This is a genomic window from uncultured Microbacterium sp. (assembly GCF_963521645.1).
Taxonomy (GTDB): Bacteria; Actinomycetota; Actinomycetes; order Actinomycetales; family Microbacteriaceae; genus Microbacterium.
Genome location: NZ_CAUQVQ010000001.1, coordinates 1 through 12,593, shown reverse-complemented (window position 1 = coordinate 12,593; position 12,593 = coordinate 1). Strand labels below are relative to the sequence as shown.

The 12,593-nt window shown below is 67.1% G+C and carries 16 protein-coding genes; 13 read left to right on the top strand and 3 right to left on the bottom strand.

The features are described 5' to 3' along the window. Positions 1–84 precede the first annotated feature (84 nt). On the bottom strand, positions 85–1,794 hold the full coding sequence (locus tag RWO82_RS00080) for a glycerol-3-phosphate dehydrogenase/oxidase (RefSeq protein WP_314422000.1): 1,710 nt from the start codon (positions 1,792–1,794) through the stop codon (positions 85–87). Between the two features lie 101 nt (positions 1,795–1,895). Here RWO82_RS00080 and RWO82_RS00075 point away from each other — a divergent pair, with 101 nt between their 5' ends. Then, positions 1,896–2,867 (top strand): sugar-binding domain-containing protein, encoded by a 972-nt coding sequence (locus tag RWO82_RS00075; RefSeq protein ID WP_314421999.1) that lies wholly within the window; start codon positions 1,896–1,898, stop codon positions 2,865–2,867. A 2-nt stretch (positions 2,868–2,869) separates the two neighbouring features. On the opposite strand, the gene RWO82_RS00070 is transcribed toward RWO82_RS00075, so the two are convergent. After that, positions 2,870–4,021, bottom strand: coding sequence for a glutamate--cysteine ligase (locus RWO82_RS00070; protein ID WP_314421998.1), 1,152 nt, complete (start codon positions 4,019–4,021; stop codon positions 2,870–2,872). 209 nt (positions 4,022–4,230) lie between these two features. Here RWO82_RS00070 and rpsP point away from each other — a divergent pair, with 209 nt between their 5' ends. Genes rpsP through trmD form a run of 4 tightly spaced genes read left to right on the top strand, consistent with a single transcriptional unit; the run spans position 4,231 to position 6,222 of the window. Continuing rightward, positions 4,231–4,665: a 30S ribosomal protein S16 gene (rpsP, locus tag RWO82_RS00065; protein WP_314421997.1), complete on the top strand. Its 435-nt coding sequence runs from the start codon at positions 4,231–4,233 to the stop codon at positions 4,663–4,665. 6 nt (positions 4,666–4,671) lie between these two features. Further along, positions 4,672–4,902, top strand: coding sequence for an RNA-binding protein (locus RWO82_RS00060; RefSeq protein ID WP_314421996.1), 231 nt, complete (start codon positions 4,672–4,674; stop codon positions 4,900–4,902). Continuing rightward, positions 4,895–5,503 (top strand): ribosome maturation factor RimM, encoded by a 609-nt coding sequence (gene rimM, locus RWO82_RS00055; protein ID WP_314421995.1) that lies wholly within the window; start codon positions 4,895–4,897, stop codon positions 5,501–5,503. Before RWO82_RS00060 ends, rimM begins: the two co-directional genes overlap by 8 nt. Positions 5,504–5,520: 17 nt before the next feature. Then, on the top strand, positions 5,521–6,222 hold the full coding sequence (gene trmD / locus RWO82_RS00050; protein WP_314422239.1) for a tRNA (guanosine(37)-N1)-methyltransferase TrmD: 702 nt from the start codon (positions 5,521–5,523) through the stop codon (positions 6,220–6,222). Between the two features lie 51 nt (positions 6,223–6,273). On the opposite strand, the gene map is transcribed toward trmD, so the two are convergent. Further along, on the bottom strand, positions 6,274–7,056 hold the full coding sequence (map, locus tag RWO82_RS00045) for a type I methionyl aminopeptidase (RefSeq protein WP_314421994.1): 783 nt from the start codon (positions 7,054–7,056) through the stop codon (positions 6,274–6,276). Between the two features lie 109 nt (positions 7,057–7,165). Here map and RWO82_RS00040 point away from each other — a divergent pair, with 109 nt between their 5' ends. The 8 genes from RWO82_RS00040 to RWO82_RS00005 form a co-directional block, all read left to right on the top strand. Further along, a complete protein-coding gene (locus RWO82_RS00040) occupies positions 7,166–7,663 on the top strand; it encodes an MFS transporter permease (protein ID WP_314421992.1) in 498 nt (165 codons plus the stop codon). Between the two features lie 173 nt (positions 7,664–7,836). Continuing rightward, entirely contained in the window at positions 7,837–8,184 is a 348-nt protein-coding gene (gene rplS, locus RWO82_RS00035) for a 50S ribosomal protein L19 (RefSeq protein ID WP_194764096.1), read from the top strand. Positions 8,185–8,302: 118 nt separating this feature from the next. Further along, the gene (gene lepB, locus RWO82_RS00030; protein ID WP_314421991.1) at positions 8,303–9,037 is read left to right on the top strand and encodes a signal peptidase I; all 735 of its coding nucleotides are present in this window, start codon (positions 8,303–8,305) and stop codon (positions 9,035–9,037) included. Next, on the top strand, positions 9,034–9,693 hold the full coding sequence (locus tag RWO82_RS00025; protein WP_314421990.1) for a ribonuclease HII: 660 nt from the start codon (positions 9,034–9,036) through the stop codon (positions 9,691–9,693). Before lepB ends, RWO82_RS00025 begins: the two co-directional genes overlap by 4 nt. A 47-nt stretch (positions 9,694–9,740) precedes the next feature. Beyond that, on the top strand, positions 9,741–10,067 hold the full coding sequence (locus RWO82_RS00020) for a DUF2469 family protein (protein WP_201469650.1): 327 nt from the start codon (positions 9,741–9,743) through the stop codon (positions 10,065–10,067). A 103-nt stretch (positions 10,068–10,170) separates the two neighbouring features. Then, positions 10,171–10,533 (top strand): YraN family protein, encoded by a 363-nt coding sequence (locus tag RWO82_RS00015; protein ID WP_314421989.1) that lies wholly within the window; start codon positions 10,171–10,173, stop codon positions 10,531–10,533. Next, the gene (locus RWO82_RS00010; RefSeq protein WP_314421987.1) at positions 10,530–12,059 is read left to right on the top strand and encodes a YifB family Mg chelatase-like AAA ATPase; all 1,530 of its coding nucleotides are present in this window, start codon (positions 10,530–10,532) and stop codon (positions 12,057–12,059) included. The genes RWO82_RS00015 and RWO82_RS00010 overlap by 4 nt, the downstream gene beginning before the upstream one ends. Next, positions 12,056–12,593 (top strand): DNA-processing protein DprA (locus RWO82_RS00005; RefSeq protein ID WP_314421986.1); only part of this gene is annotated, 538 nt, incomplete at its 3' end. The genes RWO82_RS00010 and RWO82_RS00005, both read left to right, overlap by 4 nt.

The following is a 12,593-nucleotide window of genomic DNA, read 5'->3' as shown; positions in this document are numbered from 1 at the left end:
TGACCTTTCTTGAGTGCCAGGGCCCCATAGCCCTGGCACTTGTTGGGAGTTACACCGCGTGGAGGGCGGTGTTCGGATATCTCGTCAGCCGCGTGCGCGGGACGAGATGTGGAGTCCATGCCTTTCGTTCAGCAGCTCACGCGTCTGATCGACTTCAGTATCGCGGCGCGAGCGATCCCAGTCGAGCAGCGGAGCGAGCGCGTCTGCAACCTCGTCGAGCACATCGGCATCCGCATGCCCGATGAAGGCGATGCTGGTGCGGCGCAGCACGACGTCCTGCAGGCGAGCGATCATCTCGTTCTCCACCATCCAGGCCAGCTCCCTCGTCGAGAGGTCGCCGCCGGCGAGCGGCGAGTCGTCGCCCTGCTCCACGTACTGCCAGACCTGAGCCGCGCGCGTGCCGTAGCGCGCCAGCAGGCGCTCCGCCCGATCGCCGGCTCCCGGAAGGTTCTCCTGGATCCAGATCCGACGGGCCTTCTCGGTGCGCGGGAACTCCCGGCCGCCGCCGATCGCGCGTCCGACCGTCGAGACGGTGCGGGTGCGGCCGAGGAGACCCAGTACGACATTCGAGAGCGACTCGCCGAGCGCGCGGAACGTGGTCCACTTGCCGCCGACGAGGCTGACGAGGGGGGCTGCGCCCTTGTCATCGACCTCGATGCGGTAGTCGCGCGACACGAACCCGGGAGCGGTGTCCTCGTGGCGCGGCAGCGGGCGGATTCCCGAGAAGTTGAAGACGATCTGCTCGCGCGTCACGTCGATGGTCGGGAACACGTGGTGGATGAGGTCGAAGAAGTAGTCGATCTCCTCGTCCGTGCACACAGGGACCTCGCGCGGATCGGCATCGATGTCCGTCGTTCCGACGAGCACGCGACCCTTCAGCGGGTAGATCAGGACGATGCGACCGTCGGAGTGCTCGAAGAAGATCTCCCGACCGCGGGTGGCCTCGAGGAGTTCGGGGTGGTCCAGCACGATGTGCGAACCCTTGGTTCCACCCATGAACTTCGTGTCCGTGCCGAGTGCGTCGTTCGTGAGGTCGGTCCAGGGACCGGATGCGTTCACCACGACGTCCGCGGCGACCGTGAACTCGGTGCCGCTCTCGCGGTCGCGGAGCACGACCTTCTCTCCGTCGCGGGCGATCGCCTCGACGTAGTTGAGGGCTACGGCGCCGGGGTGTGCCGCTCGTCCGTCCTGCAGCACGTCCAGCGCGAGACGCTCCGGGTCGTGCATCGATGCGTCGTAGTACGTCGCGGTGTACTTGATGTTCGGGTCGAGCGAGGGGAGCTCCGCGAGTGAGCGCTTTCGCCCGAGGAAACGGTGACGGGGGACCGTGCCGCCATCGCGGGAGAACGTGTCGTAGATCGTCAGGCCGACCTTGATGAGGAACGCGCCGCGCTCCTGCGGCTTGCCGCTCTTGTGCGTGAGGAAGCGCAGGGGGGCGGAGAGGATGCCGGAGAACGTGGAGTAGATCGGAATCGTCGTCTGCAGCGGCTTCACGTAGTGCGGCGCGATCTTGAGGAGCCCGTTGCGCTCCTCGACCGACTCTCGGACCAGGCGGAACTCGCCGTTCTCGAGGTAGCGGATGCCGCCGTGGATCATGTGGCTCGACGCCGCTGATGCTCCGGATGCGAAATCGCCGCGCTCGACGAGGAGTACATCCACGCCCTGGAGCGCCAGGTCACGGAACGTGGAGATCCCGTTGATCCCCGCTCCGATGATGACGACGCTCGTGCGTCCGGATTCACGTACGGCGCGGACCTCCGCGCGTTCGGGTGATGAGTGTGTCGACTCGATCATCTTCGACCCTTCTCTCTGCGTCCTCCCAGCTTCGACCCGCGCGCCCGCTGTGCGCAAGCCAGCTGCACATATGTGCAAGGATCTATGTCCAGGAGGCAGACATGGCACAGCCAGCCGCAGAATCCCGGGATGCAAAGCTGATCGCCGCGCTCACCGCCGCTCAGCTCTACTACATGCAGGACAAGACCATGGAGGTGATCGCGAAGGAACTGCACACCTCGCGGTCATCGGTGTCCAGGCTTCTCAGCTACGCGCGGGAGAGCGGCCTCGTCGACATCCGGATCAACTCCCCGCTCGAGAGACTGGGCATGCTGGAGCAGCGCATCCGCGACCGCCACAGGGTCGTGGCGCACGTCGTGCCGATTCCGGAGATCGTGAGCGAGGTCGAGCGGCTCGAAAGGGTGGCGCTGACAGCGGGAAGGTTGCTGTCGCAGTTCGTCGACTCCAACATGATCGTCGGTGTCGCGTGGGGATCGACGATCAGCGCGGTGAGTCAGGGACTCACCCAGAAGGAGACTCACAACACGACGTTCGTCCAGCTGAACGGCGCCGGCAACACGCAGACGAGCGGTGTCGAGTATTCGAGCGACATACTTCAGCGGTTCGGGAGTGCGTTCGGAGCGCAGGTGCAGCAGTTCCCGGTTCCCGCGTTCTTCGACGACCCCGCGACCCGCGAGGCGATGTGGCGCGAGAGGAGCACGCGGCGAGTCCTCGACCTCCAGTCGAAGATGGACATCGCGATCTTCAGTCTCGGATCTCCGGCGGCCGAGGTCCCGAGCCGGGTGTACGTCGGGGGATACCTGAGCAGGGACGACTACCGGAGCCTGCGCGAGGACCACGCGATCGGCGATGTCGCGACCGTGTTCTTCCGTGCCGACGGCTCGTGGCGCGACATCCGGGTGAACGCGCGAGCGACCGGTCCGGGTCTCGACAGGCTGCGCCGCGTGCCTCGCCGTGTGTGCGTCGTGTCAGGGGCTCCCAAGCTCGTGAGTCTCCGAGCAGCGATCGCCGCAGACCTCGTCACAGACGTCGTGCTCGACGAGGGGCTGGCGCGGATGCTGGTCGACGACTGACCTCACGGTCCGTCGGTCGACGCCTCGGGACCGGAGCGGAACTCGCGTATCAGGTGCTGCACGACTGCTCCCAGGTCTCCTCCCGTGGCGTTGGCGATCGTCAGCTGCCGCTCGTAGCTGGCGCCGTCGCTCAGGATCGATCCGATGCTCCCGAATTCGCGGACGCATCCGAGTTCGACCGCGACCGGGGCGAGCTCTTCGATGATCTCGGCCAGGTGGTCGCGCACGTGGCGCTGGGTTCCCGCGGCGTCCACGATCACGCGGGCATCGAGGCCGTACCGGGCCGCGCGCCACTTGTTCTCGCGGTGGAACCAGGCGGGCATGGTCGCGAGATCGCGACCCTCGTCGAGCTGGCGCGAGAGGTGCTCCACCAGCACCTGCACCAGCGCTGCCATCGCTGCGAGCTCCGGCAGCGTCGACAGGCCGTCGCACGCGCGCACCTCGATCGTCCCCCATCTGGGGGCGGGTCGGATGTCCCAGCGGACCTCGGTGGCGTCGGCCATGACCCCGGTCCGCACCATGTCGTCGAGGTAGGCCTCGTACTGCGACCAGTCGGTGAGCGGCCAGGGCAGCCCAGCGGTCGGCAGCTGCTGGAACACGAGTGCTCGGTTCGAGGCGTATCCCGTGCGCTCGCCCGCCCAGAAGGGGCTGGACGCAGCCAGTGCCTGCAGATGGGGGAGATAGGCGGCCAGCGCGTTGATGATCGGGATGACCTTCCGCTGGTCCTCCACGCCGATGTGCACATGGATGCCCCAGATCATCATGTTGCGACCCCACCACTGCGTGCGCTCGATGAGCGTGTGGTACCGGGTCTTGTCGGTGACCTGCTGGTCGTACCACTGGGCGAAGGGGTGGCTGCCCGCGGAGAGCAGCTCGATGCCCGCGGGGTCGGTGGCCAGCCGCACCGCCGAGATGGCGTTGGCGATGTCGTCGACTGCGTGCGCCACCGAATCGCCGATGCCGCTCGTGACCTCGATCGTGTTGGTCAGCAGCTCGCCCGTCACGGTGTGCCGTTCGTCTGCGCTCTCGGCCTCCAGGGCCGCCAGCAGCTCGGGCGCGCGACCGACGAGATCGCCACTCGCGGGATCCGCGAGCATGATCTCCCACTCCAGGCCGACGGTGGACCGCGCGGACGGCGCGAAATCGAGCTTCACGAGCACAGTCTGACACGCAGCCCGCACCGGCTCGCAACCGCCGTGTCTCTCGGTTTCGCGCCAGGCGTGCGCATCTGGCAGAATAGAAGGTCGGACGACGTGCTCGACCCTCTATCCAGCACTCTTCCTCCTCATTTGAGCTTCCGCCGGGTGTGCACCCCACTCTCCAGGCGACCGGTTCGTTTCCTTCCACACAATTCAGGAGAATCGTGGCTGTCAAGATTCGTCTCAAGCGCCTGGGCAAGATCCGCGCGCCGTACTACCGCATCGTCGTCGCCGACTCGCGCACCAAGCGCGATGGTCGAGTGATCGAGGAGATCGGCAAGTACCACCCCACCGAGGAGCCCTCGTTCATCGAGGTCGACTCCGAGCGTGCTCAGTACTGGCTCTCCGTCGGCGCACAGCCGACCGAGCAGGTCACCGCCCTCCTCAAGATCACGGGCGACTGGGGCAAGTTCAAGGGCGACAAGGACGCGAAGTCGACCCTCAAGGTCGCAGAGCCCAAGGCTCCGTTCGAGATCGACGCCGCCAAGAAGTCGGTCGTCAAGCCCAAGGCGGAGAAGAAGGTGGAGACTCCCGCTGAGGAGGCTCCCGCCGCTGCCGACGCGGAGGCCGCTGAGGCTCCCGCCGCCGACGCAGAGTAATCCGTCGTGCTCGCCGCCGCGCTCGAACACATCGTCAAGGGGATCGTCGATCACCCGGATGATGTGCGTGTCGACTCGTCCACCTCGCCGCGAGGCGATCTCCTCGAGGTGCGCGTGCACCCCGATGATCGTGGACGCGTGATCGGGCGCGGCGGCCGCACCGCGAAAGCTCTGCGTACGCTCATCTCCGCTCTCGCGGACGGGCGTCGCGTCCGCGTCGATGTCGCGGATGACTGACGTGGTGTCCAAGGATCGCAATCAGGGCAAGAACCAGTTGCGTGTGGGGCGCCTCGTCAAGGCCCACGGCCTCAAGGGCGCCCTCAAGCTGGAGCTGTACACCGACAACCCGGAACGTCGGTTCACACCGGGAGCCGAGTTCACGTTGCAGGTGCCCGAGGCATCTCCGTGGCATGGCAAGACCGTGGTCGTGCGCGAGTACCGCGTGATGAACGGCAACCCCGTCGTCTTCCTTCAGGACGTCGACGACCGCGACGCCGCGGAGACGCTCGTTCGCGCGATCCTCTGGATCGACCAGGATTCCGACGAGGTCGAGGACGACGCATGGTTCGATCATCAGCTCGTCGGTCTCGACGTCGTGCGTGATGGCCTCGTCGTCGGCAAGGTCGCGCGCGTCGAGCACTTCCCCGCGCAGGATCTCCTCATCGTCCGCTCGGGCGACAGAGAGATCCTCGTGCCGTTCGTCAAGGCGATCGTGCCGACTGTGGACGTGTCTGCCGGGCGCGTCGTCGTGACGCCGCCTCCGGGACTCTTCGAAGAGCTTCCCGACACGCCGGAGGATGCCGACGCCGAGTCGTCGGGCTCCGACGACTCCGAGTGACCGTCCGTCAGGCCACCGTGCGCATCGACGTCCTCTCCATCTTCCCGTCGTACTTCGACGGGCTCGCGCTCTCCCTGCTCGGAAAGGCGCAGAGCGCCGGCATCCTGGATCTGTCCGTCCGCGACCTCCGGGAATGGACCTTCGACCGGCACCGGACCGTCGATGACACGCCCTACGGCGGCGGCGCGGGCATGGTCATGAAGCCGGAACCGTGGGGCCTCGCTCTCGACGAGCTCGCATCGCGGCCTCCGGCGCCGCCCTCGACGATCATCTTCCCTTCGCCTGCCGGTGAGGTCTTCACTCAGGCGACGGCTCGGGAGCTGAGCACGCGCGAGCATCTCATCTTCGGATGCGGCCGATATGAGGGCATCGACGAGCGGGTCTTCGAGTATGCGTCATCCGTCGGCGAGGTGCGACTCATCAGCCTCGGCGATTACGTGCTCAACGGCGGTGAGGTCGCGACCATGGCGATGATCGAGGCCATCGGGCGACTCATCCCGGGCGTGGTCGGAAACCCCGAGAGCCTCGTCGAGGAATCGCACGAGGACGGCCTGCTCGAATACCCGTCGTACACGAAACCGTCGGTGTGGCGCGAGCGCGGCGTCCCCGACGTGCTGCTCAGCGGCAATCACGGGGCGATCGCGACGTGGCGTCGTGAGCAGCAGATCGAGCGCACGCGCAGCCGTCGTCCCGACCTCCTGTCCGGGGACGAGTCCTGAGAGAAGAGGTCGCGTCCTCACCGTCCATGCCGACGATGAGGACGCCCGAGGTCAGCGGACCCCGAGGAAGGACCTGTCCGTCAGGATGATCGGCCCGTCGGCTGTCACCGCGACCGTGTGCTCGGAGTGAGCGCCCCGCGAGCCGTCGACACTGCGGAGGGTCCAGCCGTCCGGATCGGTGATGAGCTCGTCCGTCGTCTCGAGCAACCACGGCTCGAGCGCGAAGACGAGTCCTTCGCGCAGCGGGAAGCCTCTGCCCGGCCGACCGTCGTTCGGCACGTGAGGGTCTCCGTGCATGATGCGACCGACGCCGTGCCCGCCGAAATCCGTGTTTATCGAGTAGCCCTCGCCGTGCGACACGGCTGCGATCGCGGCAGAGATGTCGCCGATCCTGTTGCCGACGACGGCTGCTCCGATCGCGGCCTCGAGAGCGCGCTCGGTCGTGTCGATGATGCGCAGATCTTCCTCGCGGGGCGTGCCGACCACGAAGGACACGGCGGAGTCGGCGACCCAGCCGTCGACCGACACGGCGAAATCGAGCGACACGAGGTCGCCGTCCCGCAGCTCGTAGTCGTGGGGGAGACCATGCAGCACTGCGTCGTTGATCGACGTGCAGATGACCTTGCCGAAGGGGCTCGCGCCGAACGACGGGTGGTAGTCGATGTAGCAGGATTCGGCACCCGCCTTTCGAATCATGTCGTGTGCACGGCGGTCGATGGACAGCAGGTTCGTTCCGACCTTCGTCTCATCCCGCAGGGTGGCCAGCGTCTCGGCCACGAATCGACCTGCGGCGCGCATCTCGTCGATCTCGGCAGGGGTGCGCAGTTCGATCATCGGGTGTCCTCTCGTCTCATCCATTCTCCCCGATATGCCGATAGCGCGGGTCCACGCGCTCACAGCGAACAGCGGGACAGGAGCCGGTGGATGGTCGTACGATTTTGACATGTGGCTTCGTCAGGCATTCTTCCGCTGGCTGATTCCGGCGGCCTTCCTGCTGCCGCTGTGGCTGTTCATCGGGTGGGGCGTGTTCCAGGGCGGGTGGGCGATCCTCTGGGTGCTGTTCATCGCCGTGCCCTCGGTGTTCATCGGACAGCTGGTGCTGACCCTGCTCACGCGGTCGCGACCATCGGTGCGTGCCGAACGCGCGGTGTCCTGGTGGGACGTCGCGGGTTTCACGCTCTGGCACGGTCTGACCATCGCGGTGGGATTCTTCATCGACGGCGCATTCGGCTGGCTCCTCGCGGCCGCGGTGGTCGTCGGGATCGGGATGTTCTGGCTCCAGTTCTGGCAGCTGTGGACCGAGGCCAAGGCGAACGGCGCCGGCTTCCGTCAGACGGTGTCCTGGTCGATGACAGAGGGAGTGGGGACGGTCGGCTCGTCCGCTCGTCCCGACAGCGCACCCGAGGTCATCGTCGTGCGGGAGACCGACTCCCGCGACTGACGGCCGGCGCGTTTTGGTCACGGAGTGCTCCCGTGGCAGAATGGATGATTGTGCCGTGACCGGCTCTGCCTCAGGGGAGCCCGCGGACGCTTCGGCGCCGTTCGACACGAACCCGTTCTTGTTCCTTCCAACATCATGCAACCGTCCTGAGGCGAGTGCAGAGAGAGATGATCATGCAGATCCTCGACGCCGTCGACGCAGCATCGCTGCGCTCGGACATCCCCGTCTTCCACCCCGGTGACACGGTCAACGTGCACGTCAACATCACCGAGGGCACCCGCTCGCGTATCCAGGTCTTCAAGGGCGTCGTCATCGGCCGCCAGGGCGACGGCGTGCGCGAGACGTTCACCGTTCGCAAGATCAGCTTCCAGGTCGGCGTCGAGCGTACCTTCCCGGTGCACTCCCCGGTGATCGACCACATCGAGGTCGTCACGCGCGGTGACGTGCGTCGCGCCAAGCTGTACTACCTCCGCCAGCTGCGCGGCAAGAAGGCGAAGATCAAGGAGAAGCGCGACAACTGACGTTCGCGTTCTCCACAGCACCCCGGGACACGATGTCCCGGGGTGCTGTGTTTTCAGCGAGGTGTGCGAACCTTGGTACTGCCGTCTCAGAGCGGTACGAGACTGTGAAGGATTCCAGATGACGAGTGACTCAGCGGCTGCGTCCAGGCCTCGGACGAGACGGCCCCGTGGTCTCCTGATCTTCCTGCGCGACGTGCTCGTGATCATCGTGATCGCGGCGGTCGTGTCGTTCCTGGTGAAGACGTTCGTCGTGCGCTCGTTCTACATCCCCTCCGCGTCCATGGAACGCACCCTCATGGTCAAGGATCGGATCCTCGTCGATGAGCTGACACCTCGCTGGACCTCGTACGAACGAGGAGACGTCGTCGTCTTCAAGGATCCCGGCGGCTGGCTGGACGGGGTGCCGCAGACTCCTGCTCAACCGCCGCTGGTGGAGGCGGTGGACTGGGTCCTCAACGTGATCGGTATCTCGGCGACGGACTCGCAGGACCACCTCGTCAAGCGCGTCATCGGACTGCCGGGCGATCACGTGGTCTGCTGCAACGCGCTGGGACAGATCACGATCAACGATGCTCCGATCGACGAGCTGGAGTACCTCAATCTTCCGGACGGTGACACGGCTGCATCGAACGAGGCGTTCGACGTCACGGTTCCCGACGGCTCACTGTGGCTGCTCGGGGACAATCGGGATCGTTCGCGAGACTCGCGCGCACACCAGGAGCTGCCGAGCGGAGGTTTCGTTCCGCTCGACAACGTGGTCGGCAGGGCGTTCCTCACCACCTGGCCGCTCGATCGTCTCGGAACGATCGACGGGCATCATGACAGCTTCAACGGGGTACCGGACGCGGAATGACACCCGTTGCGCCGACGCTGTCCCTCGAGCGGAGAATGCTCAAGGAGTACGAGTACGTGGTCTCCCTCGACGAGGTCGGCCGAGGCGCACTCGCAGGTCCGGTCGCGGTGGGGGCGGCCATGATGGATGCCTCGGGCGCCCGTCGGCGCGTGCCGGATGGACTCCGTGATTCCAAGCTCGTCCCCGAGCAGCGTCGGCCTGACGTGGCGCTCCGAGCCGCAGCCTGGGTGCGCGCCTCCGGCGTCGGCTGGGCCAGTTCGTCCGAAGTCGATGAGCTGGGGATCATGCGCGCTCTCGGGCTCGCCGCGTCTCGGGCGGTGCAGAGCATCGCCGACCAGGGGGTCGTGCTTACGAACACGATCGTGCTTCTCGACGGCAACCACGACTACGTCTCAGCGGTGCACCCGAGCCCTCTTCAGGTACGCCCGGTGATCAAGGCCGACCGAGATTGCGCCTCCGTGTCCGCGGCGTCGGTCATCGCCAAGGTGGCGAGGGATACGCACATGGTCGGAATCCACGTCGACCACCCTGAGTACCAGTGGCACCGGAACAAGGGGTACGCGAGCGCCGAGCATCGCCTGGCGATCCGTGAGCTCGGGCTCTCGCCGCATCACCGTTCCTCCTGGGCGATCACGGACGCACCGACGCTGTTCTGAGATCGCATGCGGCTCGGTCGGGTCGCCGACTCTAGGATGGAGTGATCATGGATGAGGAAGCCTTCGACGACTACGACCGCGAGCTCGAGCTCGCACTGTTCCGCGAGTACCGGGATGTCGTCGCACAGTTCCAGTACGTCGTCGAGACCGAGAGGCGGTTCTACCTCGCCAACGAGGTCAATGTGGTCCGGCGTGACACCGAGCACGACTTCTACTTCGAGATCTCGATGACCGACGTGTGGGTCTGGGACATCTATCGTGCCGACCGATTCGTGAAGGCCGTGCGCGTGCTGACGTTCAAGGATGTGAACGTGGAGGAGCTCCAGCGGCGCGAGTTCGAGATTCCTCAGGAGCTCTCGCTCGACGGCGAGTGACCCGCTCTGCACACGCTGAGGCGATGCGGCGGATATCCACGACGTCCGCTGTCGGCGGGCTGAGGGCCACGCACCCGGACCGCCGTGCGGGCAGTCTGTCCGCATGGCAGCGAAAGACGACCTCGGCAGAGCCGGTGAAGAACGTGCGGTCCGATATCTGAACGCGATCGGCTATCGCGTCCTCGACAGGAACTGGCGTTGCGACCAGGGCGAGGTCGACGTCGTCGCTCGGATCGGCACGCGACTGGCCATCGTCGAGGTGAAGACGCGCCGAACGGATGCGTTCGGTCACCCGTTCGAAGCAGTGGATCATCGGAAGCGCCGGCGGCTCTGGCGGCTCGCGCACGCGTGGGCCGCGGCGCATCCGGACGAGGCACTCGGCCTCGACATCGCTCTCGAGGCGATCGGCATCGTGGGCGCCGACCCGGCCACGGGCGCGCTCGAGCACCTGAGGGATCTCTCGTGACGACGGCGCGGACCTGGGCAGTGGCGCTCACGGGCGTCGTGGGGCACATGGTCGAGGTCGAGGCAGACCTCTCGAATCAGACTCCGGAGTTCAAGATCATCGGTCTGCCCGACAAGTCGCTGGGAGAGGCCGTTCAACGCGTCCACAACGCGTGCGCGAACGTCGGGCTTCCGCTCCCACGCCGCCGTCTGACGGTGAACCTCTCACCGGCGAGTCTGCCGAAGCAGGGCTCTGCATTCGATCTGAGCATCGCAGTCGCGGCGTTGGCATCGGGCGGCGCGCTTCAGACGCGCTCGATCGCTCGCACCGTGCATCTGGGCGAGCTCGGTCTCGACGGGCGCCTCAGGCCCGTGCCCGGGGTGCTTCCCGCGGTCTTCGCCGCCGCCCGCGCGGGCTTCGACGCCGTGATCGTGCCGTATGCGAACGAGGCCGAGGCGAGGCTCGTGCCGGGGATCGATGTCCGCGCCGCGAACACCCTCGGCCACGTGGCTGCGTGGCATGGCGCCGACATCGAAGTGACGGATCGCGACCCGGTCGATCTGCCCGTCGCGCTCACAGACGAGTCGGATCCTCTCGATCTCTCGGATGTCGTCGGTCAGGATGCGGCAGTCGAGGCGTTGATCGTGGCGGCGGCCGGCGGCCACCACATGCTTCTCAGCGGCCCTCCGGGCGCGGGGAAGACGATGTTGGCGAGAAGGCTCCCCGGAATCCTCCCGAGGCTCACCGACGATGAGGCGCTCGAGGTCGCATCGATCCGCTCGCTCACCGGCGAGTCCGTGCGCAGCCTCGACTTCGTCCCGCCGATCCAGGCCCCGCACCACAGCGCGTCGGTCGCCGCACTCGTCGGGGGCGGGTCCCGCGCGGCGCGGCCCGGCGCGATCGTCCGAGCGCACCGCGGCGTGCTGTTCCTCGACGAAGCCGCCGAGTTCTCCCGCGTCGCGCTCGATTCGCTGCGTCAGCCGCTCGAGGCGGGGTCCATCGAAGTCAGCCGTGCGGGTTTCACAGCCAGCTATCCTGCGCGTTTCCAGCTCGTCCTGGCGATGAATCCGTGTCCCTGCGGCAACTACGGCGTACGAGGATCCGAGTGCGTCTGCCCGTCTCTGGCGATCCGTCGCTACTCGACGCGGCTGTCGGGTCCGCTCCGCGACCGGGTCGACATCGAGTTGCAGCTGGCGCGAGTGGGCACGGTCCAGGCGATGACCAACGCACAGGGATCGATCTCCTCCGCCGTCGCCCGGGATCGGGTCTGCCGCGCGCGCGACCGTGCGGTCGCCAGGTGGCGGGGCACGCCGTGGCGGCGGAACGCGGAGATACCCGGGTCCCGTCTCCGGCAGATCGACCTCCGCATCGATTCCGCCGCACGCTCTCCACTCGACCGTGCTCTGGAGCGCGGCGTGCTCACGCTCCGCGGATACGATCGTGTGCTCCGAGTCGCCTGGACCCTGGCCGACCTGGCGGGAGTCGACCGGCCGGGCCGCGACGAGATCGGTGGCGCACTCGTCCTCAAGAGAGGGATCGTCTCGTGATCCGTGACGTTATCTCAGACCCCGCGCTCCGCGCTGCCGTCGACGATGTGCACGGCGGCGGAGCTACGGATGAGACGCTCGCCCGGATCGCCTGGTCTGTGCTGGCCGAGCCCGGCGACGGCGTGGCCGGCACGCTGATCCAACAGCTGGGCGCGGTCGAGGCTCTGCGCGTCGCCTTCGGAGACGACGGGGCGCTCGTGGCTCCCGGCACCTTGAGCGCTCCTGTCGCGGAGGGCATCGCACGCTGGACCCCGCGTGCGGATCCGCACCGGGTGAGGCGCGCGGCCACCGATGCGCGCGACGTGTCGGCGCGCCTCGTGGTTCCCGGAGACCCCGAATGGCCCCGAGCACTGAACGATCTCGGCGCTCACGCCCCGGTGGTCCTCTGGGTGCGCGGCGATCCCTCGCTGCTCGTCCGCGATCCACGCGTCGCCATCGTCGGGGCGCGTGCCGCGAGTGCCTACGGCGAGTCCGTCGCCGCGGATCTCGCCGGCGATCTGGCGACGGGGGGAGCGGTCATCGTCTCGGGCGGGG